A 22,023-nucleotide genomic window follows, 5' to 3' on the forward strand; every position below is an offset into this window, starting at 1 on the left:
ATGCGACTCAAGCCCTAGAAGGAGCAAGTCTTATGACTCGCATACGTAAGTGGCTGCCGAAGCTCGCCCTGGTGGCGGCTTCGGTGCTGGGGGCCTCGGCATCCGCCTGGGCCGCCGACAAGCCGAATATCCTGGTGATATTCGGCGATGATATCGGGCAGACCAACATCAGCGCCTATTCCATGGGCGTGGTGGGCTACAAGACCCCGAATATCGACCGGATCGCCAAAGAAGGCATGCTGTTCACCGACTACTACGCGGAGAACAGCTGCACGGCCGGGCGCTCGTCCTTTATCACTGGCCAGACGCCGTTGCGCACCGGCCTGTCGAAGGTGGGCATCCCGGGCGCGCCAATCGGCCTGCAAAAGCGTGATATCACCATCGCCCAGGCGCTCAAGTCGCTGGGCTACTCCACCGGGCAGTTCGGCAAGAACCACCTCGGTGACCGCGACGAATACCTGCCGACCAACCACGGTTTCGATGAGTTCTTCGGCAACCTGTACCACCTCAATGCCGAAGAAGAACCCGAGCGCCCCTACTGGCCCAAGGACGACGCGGAGTTCGTCAAGGCCAACACCCCGCGCGGGGTGATCCACAGCTTCGCCGACGGCAAGATCGAAGACACCGGTGCCTTGACCACCAAGCGCATGGAAACCATCGACGATGAAACCACCGCGGCGGCCCAGGCATTCATCAAGAAACAGGCCGAAGCCAACAAACCCTTCTTTGTGTGGATGAACACCACGCGCATGCACGTATTCACGCACGTGCGTGACTCGATAAAGGGCCAGAGCGGCATGCCCGGCAACGAGTACGCCGATGGCATGCTCGAACACGATGGCGATGTGGGCAAGCTCCTGCAAACCCTCGACGAGCTGAAAATCGCCGACAACACCATCGTCGTCTACACCACCGACAACGGGCCGAACCAGTTCTCCTGGCCGGACGCGGCGACCACGCCGTTCCGCAACGAGAAAGACTCCAACTGGGAAGGCGCCTACCGGGTGCCAGCGATCATCCGTTGGCCGGGCAAGGTCAAGGCGGGTGAAGTGTCCAACGAAATGGTCTCGGGGCTGGACTGGTTCCCGACCCTGCTGGCCGCCGCCGGTGATGGCGACGTCAAGGACAAGCTGCTCAAGGGCTGGGCGCCGACGGCAGGCGGCACCAACTTCAAGGTGCACCTGGACGGCTACAACCAACTGCCGTACATCACCGGCCAGCAACCCAAGGGCGCGCGTAACGAGTTCTTCTACTTCAACGATGACGGAGCGCTGGTGGCGGTCCGCTTCGACAACTGGAAAGTAGTGTTCGCCGAACAACGCCAGCCGGGTGGTTTCCGCGTCTGGAGCGAGCCCTTCGTGCAATTGCGGGTGCCGAAGATCTTCAACCTGAGGATGGACCCGTATGAACGCGCGGACGTGGTCTCCGACCAGTACTACGACTGGAGCACCAAGAACGTCTACCTCGGTGCGGTCGCGGTGACCAAATCGGCGAAGTTCCTCGAGACGTTCATCGAGTACCCGCCCAGCCAGAAACCGGCCAGCTTCAGCATCGACCAGATACGTGAAGCGGTGGACAAGAAAATCGAGGCGAAGATGAAGGCCGCACCTGCGGGCTAGCGGTAACACTGTGCTCACCGCATGGGGTGGGCACATTCTGTGAATCACTGGAGATCACTGTGGGCACCGGCTTGCGTGCGCCCACAGGTTCCTGCGCTTACCTTGGAATTCGGCAATGACCTCACGCACCGCCAGCAAGCCCATTGATGTGACCTCGTCCGCCGCAATCCTCATTCCCGCCCTCCTCCTGTTTATCTCCGGCAGCGCCGCCCTGGTGTACCAGGTGCTGTGGATCAAGCAGCTGTCGCTGGTGGTCGGCGTGGAGGTGTACGCGATCACCACCGGGATCAGTGCGTTTTTCGCCGGGCTGGCCTTGGGCGGGCTGCTGTTCGGGCGCCTGGCGGACCGCTTTGCACGGCCGCTGTTGTTGTATGCCGGGATTGAATTACTGGTCGCGGTCTTTGGCGTTGGCGCGACGCTGGCCCTGGGCATGGCGGCTGAACCGTTCGCCTGGCTGGAGCAGCGCATCGGCCTGCTGGCTTGGGCGCTGCCGTTCCTGCTGGTTGGTTTGCCAGCACTGCTGATGGGCGGCACGCTGCCGGTACTGGTGCGTTCGCTGAACATCGACGCCAAGGGCCTGGGCCAGGCCGGTGGGCGCCTGTATGCGGCGAATACCGCGGGCGCGATTGCCGGGACCTTGCTGACCGCGTTTGTGCTGATCGCGCAATTCGGTGTGCGCGGCAGTGCACTGGCGGCGGCGCTGCTTAACCTGGTGGCAGCGCTGGGGGCGCTGCTGTCGGTGCGTCACCCGGTGGCGGCGCGGGTGCCGCCGGCCCATCGCGTGCAGCCGGCGCGGCTGGCACTGGTGTTGTACGCCATCGCCGGGGGCGTGGCGTTGGGGTATGAGGTGGTGTGGTCGCAGTCCATCGTGCAGTTCATGAGCACCCGTACCTACGCGTTTGCCGTGGTGCTGGCCACCTACCTTGGCGGGCTGTTTATCGGCAGCCAGTTGATGGCCCATCGGGTGCAGCGCCTGCGCGATCCCTGGGGTGTCTTTGGCCTGCTGATTGCGGGCGCGGGGCTGGTGGCGCTGCTGGAAATCGCCTTGCTCGGGCGTTGGCTGGTGCTGCTGCAAACCCAGGCCGAGGCGTTGGTGTTGAGCCTGGGCGGCAGTGAGTTGCCCGGGATGAGCGCGCGTTTTGCCGTGGCGGCGTTGTGCATCGTGTTTGTGCCGACGCTGTTGCTCGGTGCGGCGTTCCCCGTGGCCTTGCGCCTGAGTGTCGGCAACCAGCAGGTCGGGCGCGATGTCGGTGCGGTGGTGGCCTTCAACACCCTCGGCGGGATTGTCGGGGTGATGCTGTGCGGCTTTGTGCTGATTCCCTGGCTGGGGCTGGTGCGCACCCTGGGCCTGTTGGCCGTGGTCGCCGGCATCGTGGGTTATTTGGCCGTACGTCGTGGCCATGGCGTGAAAAAAGGCCGGCGCCAGGCCGTGGTCGCAGTGGTGCTGGTGTCGCTGGCGGTGGCGCTGCTGACGCCGGTGGACCGGCTCGCCAAGCTGCTGCCCGGCGCGCGCAATGCCAGCGTGGCGTTTTACCAGGAAGGACGTGGCGCGACGGTCGCGGTAGTCACCCAGGGCCAGGGCGCGCGGAGCTTCCAGCGCCTGTATATCCAGGGCGTGTCGAATACCGGTGACGCCATGCCGTCGCTGCGCTACATGCGCATCCAGGCATTGTTGCCGTTGTTGATTCATAACGCCGAGCCCAAATCGGCGCTGGTAATCGGCTTCGGTACCGGCATCACCGCCGGTGCGCTGTTGCGCTATCCGGGCCTGGAGCAGCGTGTGGTTGCCGAGTTGTTGCCGGGCGTGGTGCAAGCCGCGCCGCTGTTCAAGGGCAACTACAACGCCGCGAGTGACCCGGGCGTAGAGGTACGCCTGCGCGACGGTCGCCAGGAACTGCTGCGCAACCCGCAAACCTATGACCTGATCACCCTGGAACCGCCGCCGCCCTCCGCCGCCGGCGTGGTCAACCTGTATTCCCAGGACTTCTACCAACTGGCGGCCACGCGCCTGGGCAATCAGGGCCTGCTGGCGCAATGGCTGCCGTTGCCGACGCAGAATATCGACGATTCCCGTGCCTTGGTGCGCAGTTTCCTCAACGTATTCCCGTACGCCTCGCTGTGGACCAGTGAATTCCACGAGATGCTGCTGGTCGGCTCCCGCTACCCCATCGAACTGGATGCCGAACGCATTCGCCAACGGTTCGCGCAGCCCGGCGTCAGCAGCGCGCTGGCGGACGTCGGTATCGATTCAGCGGCCACACTGCTGGCCACCTGGGTCACCGACCGCCAGGGTCTTGAGCGCTTTGCCGCCGATGCATTGCCGGTCACCGACGACCAGCCGCGCATCGAATACGCGCCGTGGGTGCGTAGCAAGGAGATCACGCGGGTGCTGCCGGCGTTGCTCGACCTGCGGGTGCCGGCGCCGCTGGTCAACGCCGATGCAGCCTTCACCCGCACCGTGGCCGCCGAGCAGCAACGCCTGCTGCAGTTCTACCGCGCGAGCCTGCATGCCTACGACGGCGACCGCGATGCCTGGGGCCGGGATATTCGCGATGTTTTGCAGCAAGACAGCGCCAACCCGTACTACCGCTGGTTTATCACCCCGTAAAACAGGTAATGTGCGCGCGATTGTTTAGGGAGTTGCACCGCACATGACTTGCTGGAATGTCCTTGGCCTGCCGCCGGATGCCGATAGCCGCACGATCAAGCGCACTTACGCGGCGCTGCTGAAGAAGGCCCGGCCGGATGACGACCCCGAGGGTTTCCAGCGCCTGCGCGAAGCCTATGAGGCCGCGCTGACATGGAGCGAGGACCCGCAGGAAGCCGACGAAGTCATCATCGAGACCCATGGCGAGACCCTGGCCGAGCGTTACCAGGCGGCGCTCGGTAATGGCGGCGCCCTGCACTTCGAAAGCCACCTGCTGCTGCGCGACATCGAAGGCGACCTCAACCCCGAAGACACGCGCTGGGCCTTTGAAACGTTCAACTGGCTGACCGCCTGGCAGCGCCTGGAGTTGCCCGCCGAGCTGGTCGGGAAGCTCGAGCGCAAGCACCGCGCGGCCTTGCAGCAACCGCTGCGCGAGGCTCTGGAGCACAAGGATGAGGCAGCGTTCCTGGCCGCTTATGCAGCGCGCGACGAGCACCCGTGGGTGAACAATCACCCACATGCCGAGTGGTTCAACCACTGGCTGGCGCGGCTGCTGGCGCAGAGTCACTACTGGTCGAGCGCCGTATTCGAGGCAGTCTGCGCCGGCCAGCACTGGCACGGCGGCGCGGGTCATGACTGCCCGGCAGACGAGTGGACGCTGCTGTTGCGGCGCCAGCAAGCGCCAATCGTCATGGCGCGCCAGCGTGCCCTGGCGGCCGAAGCCCCCAACACCCCGCAACAACGGGCCGCGCGGTTGCTGCTGGCACCGCTGAGCCTGGGCCAGCGGCGTGCCTTCGCCCAGCGCTTCAACGAACACGACTGGAAAGCCTGCCAGGCGCTCAGCGCCGACATCTACGCCGACCACGTGGCCGAAGCCGAGGCGATGCCCGGCGGCACTGTGTATTTCTGGCAAGGCTGGGACACGGCGATGGACACCTGGCCGTGGATCGTCGCGCTGGTGCTGAGTTGCCTGGTCGGCGCGCTGGCAAAGGCCGAAACCCTGGCCGGCAACGTGGTACCGACGCTGGGCTACGGCGTGTTATGGGCATTCGCCGCAGTGATCGGCGCCGGCGTGGCCTGGCAGGCCTGGCGCCCGCTGGCCCATCAGTACCGCATGCTGGATGAGCAGCTCAGTCAACGCCTGCCCCGCTGGCTCAGCCCTACACACTTGCCATTGTTGCCGATACGGGACCTGGTGCCTGGACTGATCCTCGCGGCCACGCTGGGGTATGTCTTCAGCCCGTTTGCCAGCCTGACACTGGTGGCGGTGCTGGCGCTTATCGGCGTGATCAAGCGACCCTTGATGAACAGTCACACCCCGTGGACCGCGCGCAATCCGCGCTGGGCCGCACTGGGCATGGCACTCTTGGTGATCCTGGGGATTGTGCTGTACGCGGGCCTGGCCCTGCTCGACAGCCAGCACCGCGTCACCCGCAACCAGGGCCTGCAACCCTGGACCGAACGCCTGTGCAGTCGCATGCCGCGCACCGACACCGCGTGCCAGGCCCCCGCCACCGAGGCGCAGTGGTATGGACAGGAGGCTACGCAATGAATCCGAAATGGCTGGTGCCTATCGGCCTGGTGCTCGGCCTGGGCTTGCTCGGCGTAGCCGGCGCCACCAAACCGCTGCAATACGCGCAATTGTGGCTCGACCAGCGCGACAGCCCCTACACCGCGGCGGCCAGCGCCATTGCGCCGATCATTGATTGCGTAAACCGCGTCGATCGCGAAACACGCCTGGCCTACTACTTCATGAGTACCGGGCAGGAGGAAGTGCGCAGCTACGATAAATTCGGCGACCGCAACGAGCCCGATGCCCGCTACATCCGCGCGTCGGTCTGCTCTGAGCTGTACACCCTGAAACTGCGGCGCCAGCAACCCGACAGCCCACTGCTCGGGCCCGCCGCGACCTACGCGGCCAGCCTGAACAGCTTCACCTCGCTGGCTGATCGGGTCACGCTGCCGGAGTGGACGTCTGCCGCGCAGCAAATCCTCGTCGAAGCCGTGAGAAAACAGTATGCGTTGCAACTGGCCGAGAAAGGCCAGGACTACCTGGCGGCCTCGACCGCGCTGCGCACGCCGCTGGAGCAGGCCGACATGGCGGTGCGCCCGGCGCAGCTGGCGTTGATCGAGGCACGCTTCGGCCGGGACATGCACTGGCAGGTGCTCAATTACATGATCGCCGCGCGCCAGGCCGTGAACCAGATCGAGCAAGGTATGCGCAACGCCAGCCTGACGCCGCCTGCCGTGGCAGCCTTGGCCGACACCGTGCAACAGGCGGCAGACAGCGCCCGGGCCTATGTGCGTACCCATCCGGGCGACAAGCTCGACGAAGAAGCCCATTTTCTCTGGTACACCCTGAACGAGCCGGCCGACGCGTACCTCTCAGCCTTGCGCACGCTCACCCAACACTGGCACGAACACGCCCCACCGCAGCAACTGAGTGACGACTATTACCTCGTCACCCGCCGCTACGATGCCCTGCTCAGCTACTACAACAAACCGGCCAGGAATGCGTTTTAAGCGTCAGTGCTTTTTCAGCTTCAGGTAAGACTGATGCAGGTCCGATGCCCAGCCATCAATGACGCTTTTGACATCGTCGGCCTTCATCACCTGCGAGTCGTTCGCCAGGGGCTTGCCGGTGCCTTTGCGCACGACTTGGGCGAGCACCTTGCCACTGGCGCCGTCGAGGAACTGCGCCTCGGTGCCGAGGGTGGTTTCCTGGTCGCGGATGCCGGTGCCGGTACTCACCGCCGCCGCCACCAGGGCAACCGGAATGTACTCATATGGCTTGAGGGACTCGGTCTTGCTGCTTACCGCTGTGATCGCCGCACGCACCACTATCACGCCAGGGCCGGGGGCATTGGCCAGCGGCAAAGACTTCGCCAGCTCACGCTTGAGCGCCTGGTTGTAGTAGGTGTTGATGCCATTGAGGGTGCTGTCCGGGATTTTCGCGGTGGCCTGGGGCTTGGGGTAGAACTGGGTCGGTTCGATGTACACCGCGTTGTAGCGACTCAGGTCCAGCTTGGGATCGACCCAGCGCATCACTTCGGCCCCCGAAGGCGACTGGGCCTCCTTGAGCTGGCTGTAGTCGGAGAGAAAGCCCGAGTACTCATCCGGTTGCGTGACCTTGCTGGCGCAACCGCTCATGGCGAGGGTTGCGATGCACACGGTGCTGATCATTAGCCTTAGTTTCATCATTGAACTCCCTGGCGGTCTTCGTCAAAACACTGAGCTGTAGGTATAGCCAATCCTGGCGAAATAGTGCTTTTTTCACCTGCCCGTTTGACAGGACTGTGCCCAGCGTCAAAGCTGCACGGAGCTTAAGCACGCCGTAGAGCGTCCATGCATCAAGACAGCGGAAGTCGGAATGCCCAAGCCCAAACAAGCACCTGTCGTACCCCACCGTGATTCGCCCCGTCGTTACCTGTACCCCGTGCTGATTGTGCTGCTGTTGGCGGCCATGGCCGGGATCTGGTTTTTCCTGCAGGCCAGCGCGCCTCGGCTACCGGCTCCGGCGCCCGTGGCGGCGACCAAACCGGTGGTCATCGCGCCCCCTGCGCAGATGGTCGACGAGCAGCAGTGCCAGGGCTGCCACCAGGCCCAGGCCAAGGACTGGCAAGGTTCGCACCACCAGCTGGCGATGCAGCCCGCCACGCCGCAGACGATCCCGGCGGATTTCAACAACGCCTCGTTCAGTGCCGAAGGTGAAACCACGCGGTTCTATCAACGCGGCGATGAGTTCTGGGTCAACACGCCGGGCAGCGATGGCAAGGCGGCCGACTTCAAGGTGGCCTACACCTTTGGCATCGCGCCGTTGCAGCAATATCTGCTCGAAGTCGGCGACGGTCGCTTGCAGGCCCTGGGCGTGGCCTGGGATACACAGAAAGGCCGCTGGTTTCATCTCTATCCAGGCCAGGGCGTCAACTTCAAGAACCCGTTGCACTGGAGCAAACCCAACCAGAACGCCAACTTCATGTGCGTGGAATGCCACACCACCGGCTACAAACGCAACTTCGATGCGCTCGACAACCGCTTTAACAGTCAATGGAACAGCCTCGGCGTGGGCTGCCAGGCCTGTCATGGCCCGGCCTCCAACCACCTGCAGTGGACCGCCAAAAACACTGATGCGGTGCACGCCGGGTTTGCCGTGGATTTGAAAGACAAGGACGCCACCGTCGAACTCGAAACCTGCGCCCGCTGCCATGCACGCCGTGCGCCGCTGGGCGATGGTTTCACCGTGGGCAAGCGCCTGATGGACGACTACCTGCCCAGCGTGTTGACCCGCGAGCTGTATGCCCTGGACGGCAAGATCAAGGATGAAGTGTTTGAACACGGCTCCTTCGCCCAAAGCAAAATGGCCGAAAAAGGCGTGCGCTGCAGCAATTGCCACAACCCCCACAGCGCCGAGCTCAAGGCCCCAGGCAATGGCGTATGCCTGCAGTGCCATAACCCGGCAGGCAAAACCCCGATCGCTACGGTGGACGGGCGTGGCTTGCAGGCAAAAAACTACGAGTCCAGCGAACACACGCGGCTGCCACCTGGGCAACCCGGTTCGTTCTGCGTCGATTGCCATATGCCCGGCAAGTTCTACATGGGCAACGATTTGCGGCACGACCACAGCTTCAGCATCCCCGCCGGCGCGCGTGACGTGCTGCGCGCTCCCAGCTACGCGGACAGCATGGCGCTGATTCGCGGTGGCCAGCCCGGTGCGGCCCAGGCACTGTATGACCAGCTGGCGCGCAGCAACCTGCCGGCGATCCAGCGCGCGACGATGTTGATGGAGTTGCCCAATTACCCGAGCGAACAAGCGCTGAAGCTGGCAACCAGGGACCTGGCCAACGCCGCCCCGCAGGTGCGCGAAAGTGCCGTGCGTGCGGTCAGCGCGTTGTTGCCGCCACCGGAGCGTGTCGCGCTGTATGGGCCATTGCTCAAGGATCCGGTGCGCGCCGTGCGCATCCTCGCCGCGCGCGATCTGCTGAGTGTGCCGGGACAGGGGCCGGCCTGGGACAAGGCCATCGCCGAATATGAACAGGTGCAGTTGAGCCTGCAGGAACGCGCCGAAGCCAACCTCAACCTGGCGATGCTCTACCAGGCCAGCGGCCGTGGCGACCGGGTCGAAGCGCAGTTGCGCGCTGCGTTATTGCGCGATCCGGACTTTTTCCCGGCATTGGTGACCCTCGCCCAGTGGCTTGAAGCCAATGGTCGCGCCGACGAAGCACGCGCGTTGATCGCCGAGCAGCTGGCACTGCACCCCGACGCGCCGCTGTTGCAGCACACCCAGGGCTTGATGCGGATTCGCGCTGGCGACACCGCCAAGGCCATGCCCTACCTGCGCCAAGCGGCACGACTGGACCCGGCCAACGCCCAGTTTGCGTACGTACTGGCCGTGGCCCTGCATGACATCGGTGAGGTCGAGCCAGCCTGCGAGCAACTGGAAGACCTGCTCAAGCGTCAGCCTTATCACCGCACTGCGCGGCTGTCGCTGATCCAGTACTACCTGGAAAATGGCCAGGAACCCAAGGCGCAGGCCGTGCTGCAAAGCTGGAAGGCGCTCAACCCCGGCGACCCGGCGCTGAAGTAGACACGTCCTCAGTCGGCACCGACGTGCCGGCGAGGGCCGTGTGCCTCAGCCGCGTTCGCGCGGAATCAGGCTCTGCAATTGCGAGGCGAGGAAGTTGGCGTCGAAGGCAAAAGTGTCCGGGTCTTTCAGGCCGTTGGTTTTCTTCCAGATCCAGTCATTTTTATCCGCCGCCAGCACCAGCGACACACTGCCGTGGCGCGCAGCGGTCAGGCCCATCACGGCCACGGAAATCAAGCCGCCCACGCCCATCACGTCCGGCACGAACTCCACCGGTTTGCCGGTGATCTGCACGGTCAGCTTCTCGGTCTTGAAGGTCGAGGCCTCGGCCGGCACGCTCGGCCCGCTGGCCACATAGGGCTCACGGTGGACTTCGAGCAACCCCACCTGCTTGACCGGTTCGAGCCACTGCTCGATCTGCCCGAACAACTCGCTGAGCTTGTGCGTCCAGCGCGCCGACTGCAGGTCAAATTGTTGTTTTTTGTGCGCTTCGCTATCAGCGTAATGACGAAGCATCTCGCCCAGTTGCTGTACATCGTCCATTGCGGATTTCCTTGGGTGAGCCAGATTGCGAAGCCCGATCATGGCAGATGCGGCCACTCAGCGTATGACTAAACACCAGCGTGAGGCGCGGCTCGTCGCTGACCGTTGGATCAACTCCAACCCAGGCGCCCCGGCCTCAACGTGGAATGCAATGGAAGGTGCGGTTGACGTGTCAGCCCTGGGCTGGCGTTTCAGCGGCGGGATATTGCGCCACGGCTGATCGATGAACGGCGCGCTTGTTAACGTAAGCGCCGTAGTCGATATGCAATTCCTTCGTCTATCAATGGATCAAGCCTGCATGGGATAGGCCTGACCTCCATTAACAGCGCCAAAACGCTTACCGTCTACTGTTAGAATTAACAGGTTTATACCTGTCATGACGGTGTTGCGTGCTACAGGTACACACTGCAGCACGCGCAAGATTCTCGCCTGGGATTGAGGGTTTCAGGGGATTCGCATGACGCCCATTGCGGCTTGATCAGGCCTGCAATACAGGTGTATCGAAAGAGGGATGCTCCGATAAAAGCTGACGCCACTCCATTCGAAACCAGGGAGTGAACTGTCCTTGCGATTCTGAAAGGCGCGCCGATATTTCGGCTCGTGTCCACCACTTGATCTCGCTGACTTCTTCAAGTGCCGGGCTGACCAAAGCGTCAGATTGCGCAACCAATACATGACAAAATTCGTGTTCCGCGCCGATTGAACCAAAGCGCGCATGGTACTCAAAACTGTATAAAAAACGGCACGAGGCCGTGACGCCTAATTCCTCACGCAGACGACGAGCTGCGGCATCCAGGATAGTCTCTCCCGGAGCCGGATGACTGCAGCACGCATTCGACCAGAACCCTGGCCAGAGCATTTTTCCGGCGGCACGACGCTGAAGTAGATGACGCCCGTCGCTGTCGATCAGGTGCACTGAAAATGCGCGATGAAGCTTTCCCGCTCCCAGGTGTGCTGTGCGTTTGTCACACACTCCGATCTGTACATCCTGAGCGTCAACTAACACTACATCATTGTTCATTGTGCATTCCCTTCCGTGCAATTACGCATGCCCTCCCCCGCACACTGCTTTCAGTGCGCGAGGTTTACTCAGGTAAGGGGACTTGCCCCCAGGCGCTGACGAACGTCAGCGCTGCCTCGTCGAACCCTGGATCGGCACGCAGGCGGGCCATGGCGTCAAGGTCGTCTTGAGTGAGTAACGCCAGTTTCAGCAGCGCCGGTCCAGCCTGGGCGGTGGTTGCAGCCCAAAAGGCATCGGCGAGGCTGTTGTCACCGATTCGACCTTCGAGGGTACGCTGCCCGACGCTGGAGAGTCCCCGAGCACGTAATCCAGCGGCAAGCGTATCAGCCCAGCGCATGTTGGAACCGATGGTCTGCTCCAGGAGGGTGACTCCGGCCTCGGCTACTTTTCGAAACAGCGGGTTCGCAGTGCTCAAGCTCGGTTGCAGACTCACGTCTTCGATCACCAACCAACCGCCCGGGCGGACCCAGGTTGCGGCTCGCGTCAAGACTTCTTCGCGTTCGCTGAGGTGACACAGCAGCGCCCGAGCATGCACCACGTCAAAGGAGGCAGCAGGAAAACCATCAGTCGCCGCATTGTGGGTCAGCACCCGAATGCCGGGAATATCGGCCAGGAATCGGGTATCGATGTCAGTGGCGGTGACCGTCGCGTCGAGATATCGCTTGCTCAGCCATCTCGCGAGGGATCCGGCACCGGCGCCGAGATCGAGGATGGCGGGCGTGTGCGCAAGATCCAACTGATTAAAAACCTCCTGGCTCAAGGGGTCAAAGGCACGCTCCAGGGTGCGTAAACGGGCCAATTGGCCTGCGTGCTGATCGGCAAGATAACTGCTGGTGTAGCCGGCTTCCTCAGTGAAGTCAGTAGTACTCATAGTGTGACCTCCAGTTGCCCAGGGCATCGATTGAGGAATCCGTGCTCGGTAGGCTTGAACCCAGGAGCCCAGCGCAGGTTTGGAAAGGCCTGTAGCAGCATGCGAGCGCTGATCGTGATCTCCATCCGTGCCAGCATTGAGCCCAGACAGAAGTGGCGCCCCGCGCCAAAGGCAAAATGGCTGGCTGCGTGTTCGGTGCGCGACATGTTGAAAGTGTCCGGATCGGTGAATTGGTCTGGATCACGGTTGGCCGAGCCGATCAGACAAGCCAGGGTCGCTCCGGCAGGAATCGTTCCCGACGGCAGCTCCAGCGATTCACGGGCCTCCCGCAGTACAAGTTGCAAAGGCGGGTTGCGTCGCAGGGTTTCGGCGAGCGCATTATCCATCAGCTCTGGATTGGCCATCACCGCATCTTTGACACCCGGCTCGTTCAGCAGGTTGACAATCAGATTCGCCAGCGCACCGTGACTGGTCTCGCTACCCGCCGTCATCAGGATCGCACAGTAGGATCGGACGAACGTCTCCGACAACGGCTTGCCGTCGATCTGAGCCGCCAGGAGCTGCGAAATCAAATCATCTGAGGGTTCAGAACGGCGGGCGTCGATGTGTGGCTGGATGAAGTCGTAGAAACTGTCTCGGTTGGATAACCCACCGGTCAACAGTGCCGGGTCCTGTCGATAGTTGCCCATATAAGCAAAGCCCACGGCACACCAACGTTTAAGCCGCTCCACTTCCTCGCGGGTTTCAGCCGGGAGACCCAGTGCACGAGCCATCACCCGCACGGGCAGTGCCGCGGTGAAATCGGCAATGAGGTCCACCTGAGGTCGACCCTGCATTTGCGCCAGAAGGTCTGTGGTTACCGCGATGATGGAGGTCTCAAGCGCCGCGAGGGCATTGCTGCGAAACGATGGACTCAGCAACGCTCGGTGCTGAGCGTGCTCGCATCCGTCCATAGTGACAATTGTGTGTCCCAGCAACGGTCCAATCTGCCAACTGTAGTTGTTGTTGCTCGCCCCAGGATGGGTCAGCGCCGCCTTCACATCCACATACCGACTGACCAGCCACACATCGGTGGGCTCGTCGTAAACGATCGGTAGCGAGGTACGCAAACGCTCATACAATGGGTACGGGTCGACTTCGAATTGACGGGATTTAAGGGTCGGCGGGGTCAGTTTCAGATCCACTTGCCGGTTATCCTGTGCCGAAGCGTCGGCAGCTTGCAGGTGATAGCGAGAAACGCTCCGGTGCCAGTCGCCCGCCGCCCGAACAACCTGGCGCAGCCGATCGGGGTCAGTCGCGGCGGACCGCCAATGATTCGCAGGCTGGGCGGCGACCGCGGTGAACTGCGCAACCGCCGTGTTCACCATCTGATGGGCCAATTCAATCGCGGCAGGCCAGTCCAGGCTTCTGGTATCGGCAAGGATCGACACCAGGTTGAAGCGCTCACCACACACCACATCTTTGGCAATCGAATGGATGTCGTTCGTCCAGGCAATTATATCGGCAGCGTGCTCACGCAGCGTGTTCCACCATTCGGTGTCCGCTGCATCCGCGTACGGATCGAGCGTTTCAGCCGCATCGATGAGATCAAAGAAGAACAGTGCGCCGAAAGAGTTACGGCGCAAAGGCAGGTACTCGGCCAACGTGAGCGCCGTGCCGGTTTCCCGCACGCGGACCAGCGTCGCCTGCGCTCGCAGATGTTGGATCAAATGCCGCACGAGCCTATTTCGCCAATGGTCGCTCCCCAAGCGCTGGGTCTGAGGCCACAGGTCATCGACCAGAACACTGAGCATCGGGTCATCGAAGCGGCTGGTTTCAGCTGCAGGATCAGCCTCGCAACCGTCGGTCAAAGCCTGTACTGCGGTGATGAAACGATCCAGTGCACCTTTTTCCGCCCAAGGGCCATCATCGATTCGGTCATCGAGGATCAGCGCCCACAGGTACCAGCAGACCAGAATCTCGGCTTGTGGCGTGGGCGCCCTTCCGCACAGCGCAATGCCCAGCTCGAGCAGCGCAGTGGTACTCAACCGATGCGCACCGCGGCGTCCGATCAAGCCATACCGCTGCGCCCAGGCGAGAGCATGTGCACGCAACGGCTCACGGTCGGAACGCGGTGGCGGACCAGCGAAAGGCAGATGGATTTCGGGAATAATGAGCGGTGTCGGTGATAAGTGATCGCGTTGGCCGGTGCCGGGATCGCCTTCGCAGGGTTGCGATGCCATGAGGGATTCCTCCTGAATCAACTTTTTATAAGATTGGGCTCCGGCTGCAACGCCTGCCGTCACGACGAAGCAGAATAGATCGTAGTTTCTTCAACCGGCCTGATCTTACTTGAAGCTAATCTTTTGAAATGTGGGCATTGCCTTAAGTCGACCCGGACAATGCCTCTCAGAGTGTGGGGGGGTGAACCGCCATCCCTACCCCTCCCGTCCCAGCGGTCTGGCAGGTGTATTGATTGCTCGCCACTGTTGATTAGATACGCGCATTGATTCGAAATATACTGTCATTTCTTACAGGTATGGACGAGTCCCCCAGCACGCTGGCTGCGATCGGCAAACGCCGTTATTTGAACTGCTATGGTGAATGAGTTGGCAACTGCGTATGACTAATCGGCAGCCGCTGGGTAAGGTGAAGCGACTTTCCTTGTCAGGAGCATCGCATGCGCACTATCGGCCTTATCGGCGGCATGAGCTGGGAGTCCAGCGCCGAGTACTACCGCATCATCAACCAGCGCGTGCGCGACCAGCTCGGCCCGCTGCGCTCGGCGCAACTGTTGATGTACAGCGTGGATTTCGGCCCGATGGAACAAGCCCAGCATGCCGGGCGCTGGGATGACGCCGCGCTGATCCTCGAAGATGCCGCGCTTCGCCTGCAGGCCGGGGGCGCCGAGTGTGTGGTGTTGTGTACCAACACCATGCATTTGGTCGCGCCGCGCATCGAGGCGGCGGTGTCGATTCCCTTCCTGCATATCGCCGATGCGGCCGGCGCCGCTGCCGTGGCCGCCGGCACGCTGACCGTCGGCTTGCTCGGCACGGCGTTCACCATGGAGCGGGACTTTCTCAAGGCGCGCCTAGCCGCCCAGGGCCTGACCGTGCTGGTGCCGGACGCCGACGAGCGCCAGGCCGTGCACCGGATCATCTATGAGGAATTGTGTGTCGGCGTGATCAGCGATGCGTCACGCGCGGTCTACCTGCGGGTGATCGAAGGCCTGGCCGCACGGGGCGCCCAGGCGATCATCCTCGGTTGCACGGAAATCAGCCTGCTGGTCAAGCCCGAGCACAGCACGCTGCCGCTGTTGGACACCACCGAGCTGCATGCGCAGGCTGCGGTGGCGTTTGCACTGCAGGATTAAGCCGATTGGCGCAGGCGCGCCATGCTCAGGGTGTCGACAAAAACACCGTCACGCAGGGCGTAGTCGCGCATGCGCCCTTCGACTTCGAAGCCGAACTTGTGATACAGGTGATGCGCGGCTTCGTTGTCGGCGTACACCGTCAGTTCCACGCGGCGCAGGTTCATCCAGTTGTCGGCCACGTCCAGCGCGGCGGCCAACAAGCGCGAACCGACGCCCTTGCCCTGCCAGGCCGGCGCCACGCCCATGCCAAACGAGCCGACATGCGCACGGCGCACGCGCGGGTACTGTTCCAGGCCCAGCTGGCCAATGACCTCGCCGCCGTGCACGGCGACCAGTTGTAGCCGGCGCTCATTGTCGGTGACCAGCTTGTTGCGCCAGGCCTCTACCGACTGAAACGGCATCTGCAGCACCTGTCGGCACACGGCCGGATCGTTATAGAGCGCAGCCACGCCTTCGAGGTGGGTTTCGCCAAAGCGCTGGATCACGATATGCGGTTCAGGGGCGTGCATGGTGTTTCATCCTTTGAAAGACACGTGGCCGACCAGTGTAGAGGCCATGCGCGCTGCCTGGCTAGGGCGCCGGCAGGGTTGTCCACAACGCCGGCCAATCCCCGTAGGGGCTCCCGGTGCAGCGCGGCATCATCTTAAACTCACGCAACTGGAACGCCTTGCCGTCAAAGACCCAGACCCCGCCCGCACCGCAATCACCGATCCCGCGCAGCTTGTAGAAATAACTCAAGGTGCCGGTGGTTTCGTCATACCCCACGGAGCCTTCGAACGCGGCGCCGTCCAACGGCAAAGGCTGAATGCTCAGCAACGTTTCGGTGTAAGGCGGCTTGCGCTCACGGCTGCTGATTTCGTACTCGCAGTTGTAGGCCGCGCAGTCAGTGCGCACCACCATCATGGCCTGGTCGGCACTCAAGGCCCCGGCCTCGGCGTCGGGTTTCATTTCGGTGTCGGTGTTGGTCAGCGCCTTGATCGCCGCCGCAGCCAGGCCGGCCTGTTCTTGCGCGGTCAGCGCGGGTGCGGTCGGGAACTTGCGCAGCACCGGGGTCGGCTGGCGAGCCGGCACCTCGCTGGCAGCGGCCTTGCCCGGCCGGGCCAGCGCGGTGACGTTGTCTACCCGCCCCTGCACCGCGTCCATCAACAACAGCGAAGCACTCAGCCCGCTCAGCGACACCTTCGCGTTGTCATCGCCGGGCAACTGCAGGCGCTGGCCATTGCGCAACCGCTGCAACCAGCGCCGCGCCGGCGCGTCCTCGATGACGCTGTAGAAGTGCATCTCGGGGTCGCCGCCTTCATCGTCCAGTTCCACATGCAAGTCGCGCGTCAATGCCTGTCCCAAGGGTTGGCCATCCAGCAGCAAGGTGGAAAGGTCGAGGTCTTCGCCGCGGTGATCAAAGCGCAGGCGCAAGTACCCTTCGGGACCTGCCTGGTGAAAGATATGCAGGGTCAGCGAACTGTAGTCTTCTTCATCGACGCCGCTGGGTGAACTGAGCGCGTGGCAATTGCGCAAGTTGTCGCAACCGGTGACCCAGTTTTTGATTTCCCGCAGCAGCGGTACGGTTTCAGTCGCGGGTTGGGCGAGGACGTGAGGGCTGATACCAGCCAGCAGCATGGCCAGGAATGCGGGGCGCAGCATGGGGACTCTCCGTGTCAAAAAGGCGCGGATTGTCCCATGTTCAAGGGTTCAAGTCAGCGCCCGGCAGCCGTGCGCCATACCCGTGCAATATCCGCCGCGCGCTCGGCCAACAATCGCGGGGCTTCACTGCAGGCCTGCTCCAGGCTCATCGGGCCCGACGGCAAGGCAAACGCGGCATTCACACCGTGGGCGTACATCTGTTCGTAGCCATCGCCCAGGGTGCCAGCAATGACAATCACCGGCACGCCATGTTGGCGGGCAATACGCGCGACCCCGAACGGGGTTTTGCCGCGCAGGGTCTGGGCGTCGAAGCGGCCTTCACCGGTGATCACCAGGTCGGCGCCCCGTACGGCATCGTCCAGGCCGACCAGCTCCGCGACCACGTCCACACCGGCCCGGAACTGCGCACCGAGAAACGCCTTGGCGGCAAAACCCAGGCCGCCGGCGGCGCCGCTGCCGGGCTCATCGCGCACATCCTTGGGCAACACCTGGGCGCACTGGTCGGCGAAGTGGCCGAGGGCGGCGTCCAGCTGTTGCACCTGCTCGGGATTGGCGCCTTTTTGCGGACCGAATATCGCCGACGCGCCGTGGGGGCCGCACAGTGGATTATTCACATCGGCGGCGATTTCAAAGCGTACCTGCGCCAGCCGTGGATCGAAGTTCTCCAGGCTGATCCGCGCGAGCCCGGCCAAGGCCAGGCCACCGGGGGCCAGGGCCTGGTGATCGGCGTCGAACAATTGCACGCCGAGCGCCTGCATCGCGCCGGCCCCGCCATCGTTGGTGGCGCTGCCGCCAATCGCCAGGATGATGCGCTGGGCACCCAGGTCGAGGGCGGCGCGGATCAGCTCACCGGTGCCGAACGTACTGCTGCTGCAGGCATCCCGCTGGCCCGGCGGTACCAGTTGCAGGCCGCTGGCTTCGGCCATTTCGATAATCGCGGTGTGGCTTTCAGCCAACCAGCCCCAACGCGCTTGCACCGTGGCCCCCAACGGACCCCGCACCGCCTGGCGCCGCAACTCACCGTTGCAGGCCGCGAGCACCGCATCCACCGTCCCTTCACCACCGTCCGCCATGGGGCACAAGACGCTCTGCGCATCCGGCCAGACCTGCGCCAGCCCGGCGGCAATGGCCTGGGCGACGCCCTCGGCACTCAGGCTGTCCTTGAACGAGTCGGGGGCGATGATGATTTTCATGGGCTTTCTCCGGTTTTTATGACGCCCATGCTGCCAGTTGGCTTCGGGAATGACGCCGGTCCGATGCACAAGTCTGGCTCAGGTTTGTTGTTCATTCCGACAAAGCCTGGGGCAGCAGCTGTACGCCTAGGTAAAGAGCCAGCATGCCGTCCAGGGTCAGCGGATCAACGCCGCTCAGCTCGGCGATGCGCTCCATGCGATAACGCAGGCTATTGCGATGAATGCCGAGGGCGTCGGCGCACGCCTGGCTTTGCCCGTCGTGGTCGCACCAACTGCGCAAGGTCGCGAGCAACTGGCCGTTGGTGTCTTTGGCCAGCACCTTGTGCAGCGGCTTGAGCAATTCGTCCAGGGCATCGTCATTGCGATGGCGCCAGAGCATGACGGGCAGGCGATAACGGTTGAGGGTCAGCAGCCGCGATTGCGGCAGGATATCGCGCCCATACGCGAGCAGATCACCGACACGCCGGTAACAGCGGCGCAGCCCCGCCAAGCCATCGGCTTGCCCACCCACGGCCACGCGCAGAACCTGCCAACCCAGGCCTTCGAGCTTTTCCAACAAGCGCGGATTGTCGACCTGCAGCGCGGCAGGCCGACACCACAGCAGCGAAAACTGCGCCGAGCTGACACACCAGCTGTCCGGATAGCGCGAGGTCAGCCAGGCACTCAACGCCTCCGCCGATTGCCCCACGCCCAGCTCGAACAGGTACGGGGTGCGCGGCAGCTGCGGCTTGAGGCCCAGTTGTTGCGCCTCGTCCACCAGGCGCGGCGAGTCGCCAGTGTCGGCGAGCAGCAAGGCCAGCAAGTCATCGCAGCGCTGGCGCCGCCATTGTTGTTCGACCTGCTGGTGCCGATGGCTGACGAGCATCTCGGCGGTCATGCGCACCAGCTCGGCGTAAGTGCGCAGGCCTTCCGGCTCACCGGTGATGCCCAGCACGCCGATCAGACGCTGGTCGTGCATCAGCGGCAGGTTGATGCCCGGCTGCACGCCCTTGAGGTGCTTGGCGGTCTGCCCGTCGATCTCGACCACGCGCCCATTGGCCAGGACCAGTTGGGCGCCCTCGTGGCGGGTATTGATGCGCTCCGGTTCACCGCTGCCAAGGATCAGGCCCTGGCTGTCCATGACATTGACGTTGTGCGGCAGGATCGCCATGGTGCGATCGACGATATCCTGAGCCAGGTCATGATCCAGCTCGAACATGGGGCCATCTCCTTGAAAGAAGTGCTTGAAAACGCAGGTTGTTCATCAGCACAGCGCAATTGATGCTTCACTGTGCGCAAGCACAAAGACAGCACCCTGCCACGTGGCTGAGACTCTTTGGGCGATCAACGTTACCTGCGCATCGCGAAAAATCATAATAAAGAGAGACTCCCCATGTCACAGAGCGCCGCTGCCACACTGGCCACCGATGACGATAAAAACGCCATCTACAAGCGCATTACCCTGCGCCTGATCCCCTTCATTTTCATCTGCTATCTGTTCAACTACCTCGACCGGGTAAACGTTGGCTTCGCCAAGTTGCAGATGCTCGATGCATTGAAATTCAGCGAAACCGTGTACGGCCTGGGTGCCGGGATCTTCTTTATCGGCTACGTGCTGTGCGGCGTGCCGAGCAACCTGGCGCTGACCAAATTCGGTCCGAGGCGCTGGATCGCGTTGATGATGATCGTCTGGGGCACCCTGTCCACCTGCCTGCTGTTCGTCACCACGCCGACGCATTTCTACACCCTGCGTCTATTCACCGGTGCCGCCGAAGCCGGCTTCTTCCCGGGTGTGGTGCTGTACCTCTCGCAGTGGTTCCCGACCTTCCGTCGTGGGCGGATCATGGCGTTGTTCATGTCGGCGATCCCGGTGTCCGGCCTGCTCGGCAGCCCGTTTTCCGGCTGGATCCTCAACCACTTCGCCGCCGGCCAAGGCGGCCTGGCGGGCTGGCAGTGGATGTTCCTGCTGCAGGGCATTCCGACCGTGATCCTCGGCGCCCTCGCCTACTTCCTGCTCAGCGACAGCTTCGCCAACGCCAAGTGGCTCACGCCGCATGAACGCGCGGTGCTGGAAGCCGACCAGGCGACGGACCTCGCGAACAAGCCGAAAACCACCACCGACTCGTTGGCGGAAGTGTTCAAGAACCCGGCGATCTGGGCGTTCGGCCTGATTTACTTCTGCATCCAGAGCGGCGTGTACGCGATCAACTTCTGGCTGCCGTCGATCATCAAGAACCTGGGGTTCAGCGATAACCTGGTGATTGGCTGGCTCAGTGCGATCCCCTACCTGCTGGCCGCAGTCTTCATGTTGCTGGTCGGTCGTTCGGCGGACTTGCGCAAAGAGCGCCGCTGGCACTTGGTGGTGCCAATGTTGATGGGCGCGATTGGCCTGGTGATCGCGGTGAATTTCGCCACCACCCCGGCCATTGCCATCCTCGGCCTGACCATCGCGACGATGGGCGCTCTCACCGGCCTGCCGATGTTCTGGCCAGTGCCAACCGCCATGCTCAGTGCCGGCGCAGCGGCCGGGGGCCTGGCGTTGATCAACTCCATGGGCCAGATGGCCGGCTTCCTCAGCCCGTATATCGTCGGCTTCGTGAAAGATGCCACCGGCTCCACGGATGTGGCACTGTACCTGTTGGCGGCGGTGATCGTGGCGGGCAGCGTGCTGGCGTTGCGGATGACGCGAACCCTGAAGGCGTAACGCTCATCCTGCAGGAGTCGGCTTGCCGGCGATAAGGCCCAAAGCCTTGCTGCGCGCCAGAGGGCGCGATCGCCGGCAAGCCGGCTCCTACCGGTGCCGTCAGAGCAAGCCGCCGCCGTCGATGTCGATCACGGCGCCGGTCATGAAGCCATTCTCCATGGCCAGCACATACCCCGCCGCCACTTCCCCAGCCTGCCCGACACGCCCTACCGGCAAGGCGCCGCCAGCCTTGGCGAACATCGCCAGGCGCTGCTCCTCGGTCAACCCCGCATAGGCCGGTGTATCAATGACCCCGGGGCTGATCACATTGACGCGCCGTGGCGCGAGTTCTTTAGCCAACTGCTTGCCCAATGCCTCGGTCGCGGCGTTGATGCCGGTCTTGATGAATTGGCCAGCCGCCGCTTTACGCCCCAACTGCCCGGAGGTCAGGCTGATGCTGCCATGCTCGTCGAGAAACGGCAGCGCCAGTTGAATGGCCCGCAGTGAACCCCAGAGTTTCACATTGAAGTTTTCCTGGGCCTCATCCAGGTCGGTCTCGGCCAGCGTCTTGGCGCGCACCGATGGCCCGGATGTATAGACCAGATGATGAAACCGCCCCACGCTTTCGAACAGTCGCTGCAGCGAAGCGGCATCGGTAACGTCTACCGGCTCGCTGCGCAGGCCGTTTTCGTTGCCCGCAGACAAACGACGCCCGGCCAGTACCACTTGGGCGCCCCGTGCTGCGGCGGCCTTGGCCACGGCGGCGCCGATACCGCTGCTGCCGCCGATGACGATCACCGTTTTGCCGTTGAGGGAAGAAGTCATGGAGAAGTGTCCTGGGTCAGAAAGTGAGCGTTCATCTTCCCAGCTTGGCAATCGACGAAAAATCCCGG

17 protein-coding genes are annotated in these 22,023 nt (G+C 63.1%); 7 read left to right on the forward strand and 10 right to left on the reverse strand.

Going from position 1 to position 22,023, the window contains the following annotated elements; genetic code table 11:
• Positions 1–32 precede the first annotated feature (32 nt).
• The 4 genes from AC07OJ_RS03745 (at position 33) to AC07OJ_RS03760 (ending at position 6,789) form a co-directional block, all read left to right on the forward strand.
• Entirely contained in the window at positions 33–1,619 is a 1,587-nt protein-coding gene (locus tag AC07OJ_RS03745; protein WP_262135261.1) for an arylsulfatase, read from the forward strand.
• 115 nt (positions 1,620–1,734) lie between these two features.
• Positions 1,735–4,227 (forward strand): spermidine synthase, encoded by a 2,493-nt coding sequence (locus tag AC07OJ_RS03750; RefSeq protein ID WP_495093978.1) that lies wholly within the window; start codon positions 1,735–1,737, stop codon positions 4,225–4,227.
• A gap of 43 nt (positions 4,228–4,270) precedes the next feature.
• Positions 4,271–5,818 carry a J domain-containing protein gene (locus tag AC07OJ_RS03755; RefSeq protein WP_495093979.1) on the forward strand — a complete coding sequence of 516 codons (1,548 nt, stop codon included), beginning with the start codon at positions 4,271–4,273 and terminating at the stop codon, positions 5,816–5,818.
• The gene (locus AC07OJ_RS03760) at positions 5,815–6,789 is read left to right on the forward strand and encodes a DUF3829 domain-containing protein (protein WP_201144535.1); all 975 of its coding nucleotides are present in this window, start codon (positions 5,815–5,817) and stop codon (positions 6,787–6,789) included. The genes AC07OJ_RS03755 and AC07OJ_RS03760 overlap by 4 nt, the downstream gene beginning before the upstream one ends.
• Positions 6,790–6,792: 3 nt before the next feature.
• On the opposite strand, the gene AC07OJ_RS03765 is transcribed toward AC07OJ_RS03760, so the two are convergent.
• Positions 6,793–7,464, reverse strand: coding sequence for a DUF3313 domain-containing protein (locus tag AC07OJ_RS03765; RefSeq protein ID WP_120448650.1), 672 nt, complete (start codon positions 7,462–7,464; stop codon positions 6,793–6,795).
• Between the two features lie 172 nt (positions 7,465–7,636).
• On the opposite strand from AC07OJ_RS03765, the gene AC07OJ_RS03770 reads away from it, so the two are divergent.
• The gene (locus tag AC07OJ_RS03770) at positions 7,637–9,850 is read left to right on the forward strand and encodes a tetratricopeptide repeat protein (RefSeq protein WP_495093980.1); all 2,214 of its coding nucleotides are present in this window, start codon (positions 7,637–7,639) and stop codon (positions 9,848–9,850) included.
• A 45-nt stretch (positions 9,851–9,895) separates the two neighbouring features.
• On the opposite strand, the gene AC07OJ_RS03775 is transcribed toward AC07OJ_RS03770, so the two are convergent.
• The 4 genes from AC07OJ_RS03775 to AC07OJ_RS03790 all read right to left on the reverse strand — a co-directional run bounded on the left by AC07OJ_RS03775 (position 9,896) and on the right by AC07OJ_RS03790 (position 14,504).
• Positions 9,896–10,390 carry a hypothetical protein gene (locus AC07OJ_RS03775; protein WP_495093981.1) on the reverse strand — a complete coding sequence of 165 codons (495 nt, stop codon included), beginning with the start codon at positions 10,388–10,390 and terminating at the stop codon, positions 9,896–9,898.
• 478 nt (positions 10,391–10,868) lie between these two features.
• On the reverse strand, positions 10,869–11,411 hold the full coding sequence (gene idi / locus AC07OJ_RS03780) for an isopentenyl-diphosphate Delta-isomerase (RefSeq protein WP_106803804.1): 543 nt from the start codon (positions 11,409–11,411) through the stop codon (positions 10,869–10,871).
• Positions 11,412–11,475: 64 nt separating this feature from the next.
• Positions 11,476–12,282: a class I SAM-dependent methyltransferase gene (locus tag AC07OJ_RS03785; RefSeq protein ID WP_495093982.1), complete on the reverse strand. Its 807-nt coding sequence runs from the start codon at positions 12,280–12,282 to the stop codon at positions 11,476–11,478.
• Positions 12,279–14,504 (reverse strand): cytochrome P450, encoded by a 2,226-nt coding sequence (locus AC07OJ_RS03790; protein WP_495093983.1) that lies wholly within the window; start codon positions 14,502–14,504, stop codon positions 12,279–12,281. Before AC07OJ_RS03790 ends, AC07OJ_RS03785 begins: the two co-directional genes overlap by 4 nt.
• Positions 14,505–14,941: 437 nt before the next feature.
• Between AC07OJ_RS03790 and AC07OJ_RS03795 the strand changes: the two genes are divergently transcribed.
• Entirely contained in the window at positions 14,942–15,634 is a 693-nt protein-coding gene (locus AC07OJ_RS03795) for an aspartate/glutamate racemase family protein (RefSeq protein WP_495093984.1), read from the forward strand.
• Here AC07OJ_RS03795 and AC07OJ_RS03800 read toward each other — a convergent pair.
• The 4 genes from AC07OJ_RS03800 to AC07OJ_RS03815 all read right to left on the reverse strand — a co-directional run bounded on the left by AC07OJ_RS03800 (position 15,631) and on the right by AC07OJ_RS03815 (position 19,666).
• A complete protein-coding gene (locus tag AC07OJ_RS03800) occupies positions 15,631–16,143 on the reverse strand; it encodes a GNAT family N-acetyltransferase (protein ID WP_495093985.1) in 513 nt (170 codons plus the stop codon). The two genes, AC07OJ_RS03795 and AC07OJ_RS03800, sit on opposite strands and share 4 nt — an antisense overlap.
• A gap of 61 nt (positions 16,144–16,204) precedes the next feature.
• Positions 16,205–17,275 carry a DUF1176 domain-containing protein gene (locus tag AC07OJ_RS03805; protein WP_065905413.1) on the reverse strand — a complete coding sequence of 357 codons (1,071 nt, stop codon included), beginning with the start codon at positions 17,273–17,275 and terminating at the stop codon, positions 16,205–16,207.
• Positions 17,276–17,328: 53 nt separating this feature from the next.
• Positions 17,329–18,468: a glycerate kinase gene (locus AC07OJ_RS03810; protein ID WP_495093986.1), complete on the reverse strand. Its 1,140-nt coding sequence runs from the start codon at positions 18,466–18,468 to the stop codon at positions 17,329–17,331.
• A 91-nt stretch (positions 18,469–18,559) separates the two neighbouring features.
• Complete coding sequence (locus tag AC07OJ_RS03815; RefSeq protein WP_106803797.1) at positions 18,560–19,666, reverse strand: sugar diacid recognition domain-containing protein; 1,107 nt, start codon at positions 19,664–19,666, stop codon at positions 18,560–18,562.
• A 174-nt stretch (positions 19,667–19,840) separates the two neighbouring features.
• Here AC07OJ_RS03815 and AC07OJ_RS03820 point away from each other — a divergent pair, with 174 nt between their 5' ends.
• Positions 19,841–21,151 (forward strand): MFS transporter, encoded by a 1,311-nt coding sequence (locus tag AC07OJ_RS03820; RefSeq protein WP_106803796.1) that lies wholly within the window; start codon positions 19,841–19,843, stop codon positions 21,149–21,151.
• A gap of 99 nt (positions 21,152–21,250) precedes the next feature.
• Here AC07OJ_RS03820 and AC07OJ_RS03825 read toward each other — a convergent pair whose 3' ends face one another.
• Positions 21,251–21,955, reverse strand: coding sequence for an SDR family oxidoreductase (locus tag AC07OJ_RS03825; RefSeq protein ID WP_495093987.1), 705 nt, complete (start codon positions 21,953–21,955; stop codon positions 21,251–21,253).
• Positions 21,956–22,023 lie beyond the last annotated feature (68 nt).

Source organism: Pseudomonas sp. GW821-FHT09C08 (assembly GCF_059418125.1).

Coding starts and splice junctions, on each gene's coding strand:
- AC07OJ_RS03745 (WP_262135261.1), top strand. CDS start 33: ATGACTCGCATACGTAAGTGGCTGCCGAAGCTCGCCCTGGTGGCGGCT.
- AC07OJ_RS03750 (WP_495093978.1), top strand. CDS start 1,735: ATGACCTCACGCACCGCCAGCAAGCCCATTGATGTGACCTCGTCCGCC.
- AC07OJ_RS03755 (WP_495093979.1), top strand. CDS start 4,271: ATGACTTGCTGGAATGTCCTTGGCCTGCCGCCGGATGCCGATAGCCGC.
- AC07OJ_RS03760 (WP_201144535.1), top strand. CDS start 5,815: ATGAATCCGAAATGGCTGGTGCCTATCGGCCTGGTGCTCGGCCTGGGC.
- AC07OJ_RS03765 (WP_120448650.1), bottom strand. CDS start 7,464: ATGAAACTAAGGCTAATGATCAGCACCGTGTGCATCGCAACCCTCGCC.
- AC07OJ_RS03770 (WP_495093980.1), top strand. CDS start 7,637: ATGCCCAAGCCCAAACAAGCACCTGTCGTACCCCACCGTGATTCGCCC.
- AC07OJ_RS03775 (WP_495093981.1), bottom strand. CDS start 10,390: ATGGACGATGTACAGCAACTGGGCGAGATGCTTCGTCATTACGCTGAT.
- idi (WP_106803804.1), bottom strand. CDS start 11,411: ATGAACAATGATGTAGTGTTAGTTGACGCTCAGGATGTACAGATCGGA.
- AC07OJ_RS03785 (WP_495093982.1), bottom strand. CDS start 12,282: ATGAGTACTACTGACTTCACTGAGGAAGCCGGCTACACCAGCAGTTAT.
- AC07OJ_RS03790 (WP_495093983.1), bottom strand. CDS start 14,504: ATGGCATCGCAACCCTGCGAAGGCGATCCCGGCACCGGCCAACGCGAT.
- AC07OJ_RS03795 (WP_495093984.1), top strand. CDS start 14,942: ATGCGCACTATCGGCCTTATCGGCGGCATGAGCTGGGAGTCCAGCGCC.
- AC07OJ_RS03800 (WP_495093985.1), bottom strand. CDS start 16,143: ATGCACGCCCCTGAACCGCATATCGTGATCCAGCGCTTTGGCGAAACC.
- AC07OJ_RS03805 (WP_065905413.1), bottom strand. CDS start 17,275: ATGCTGCGCCCCGCATTCCTGGCCATGCTGCTGGCTGGTATCAGCCCT.
- AC07OJ_RS03810 (WP_495093986.1), bottom strand. CDS start 18,468: ATGAAAATCATCATCGCCCCCGACTCGTTCAAGGACAGCCTGAGTGCC.
- AC07OJ_RS03815 (WP_106803797.1), bottom strand. CDS start 19,666: ATGTTCGAGCTGGATCATGACCTGGCTCAGGATATCGTCGATCGCACC.
- AC07OJ_RS03820 (WP_106803796.1), top strand. CDS start 19,841: ATGTCACAGAGCGCCGCTGCCACACTGGCCACCGATGACGATAAAAAC.
- AC07OJ_RS03825 (WP_495093987.1), bottom strand. CDS start 21,955: ATGACTTCTTCCCTCAACGGCAAAACGGTGATCGTCATCGGCGGCAGC.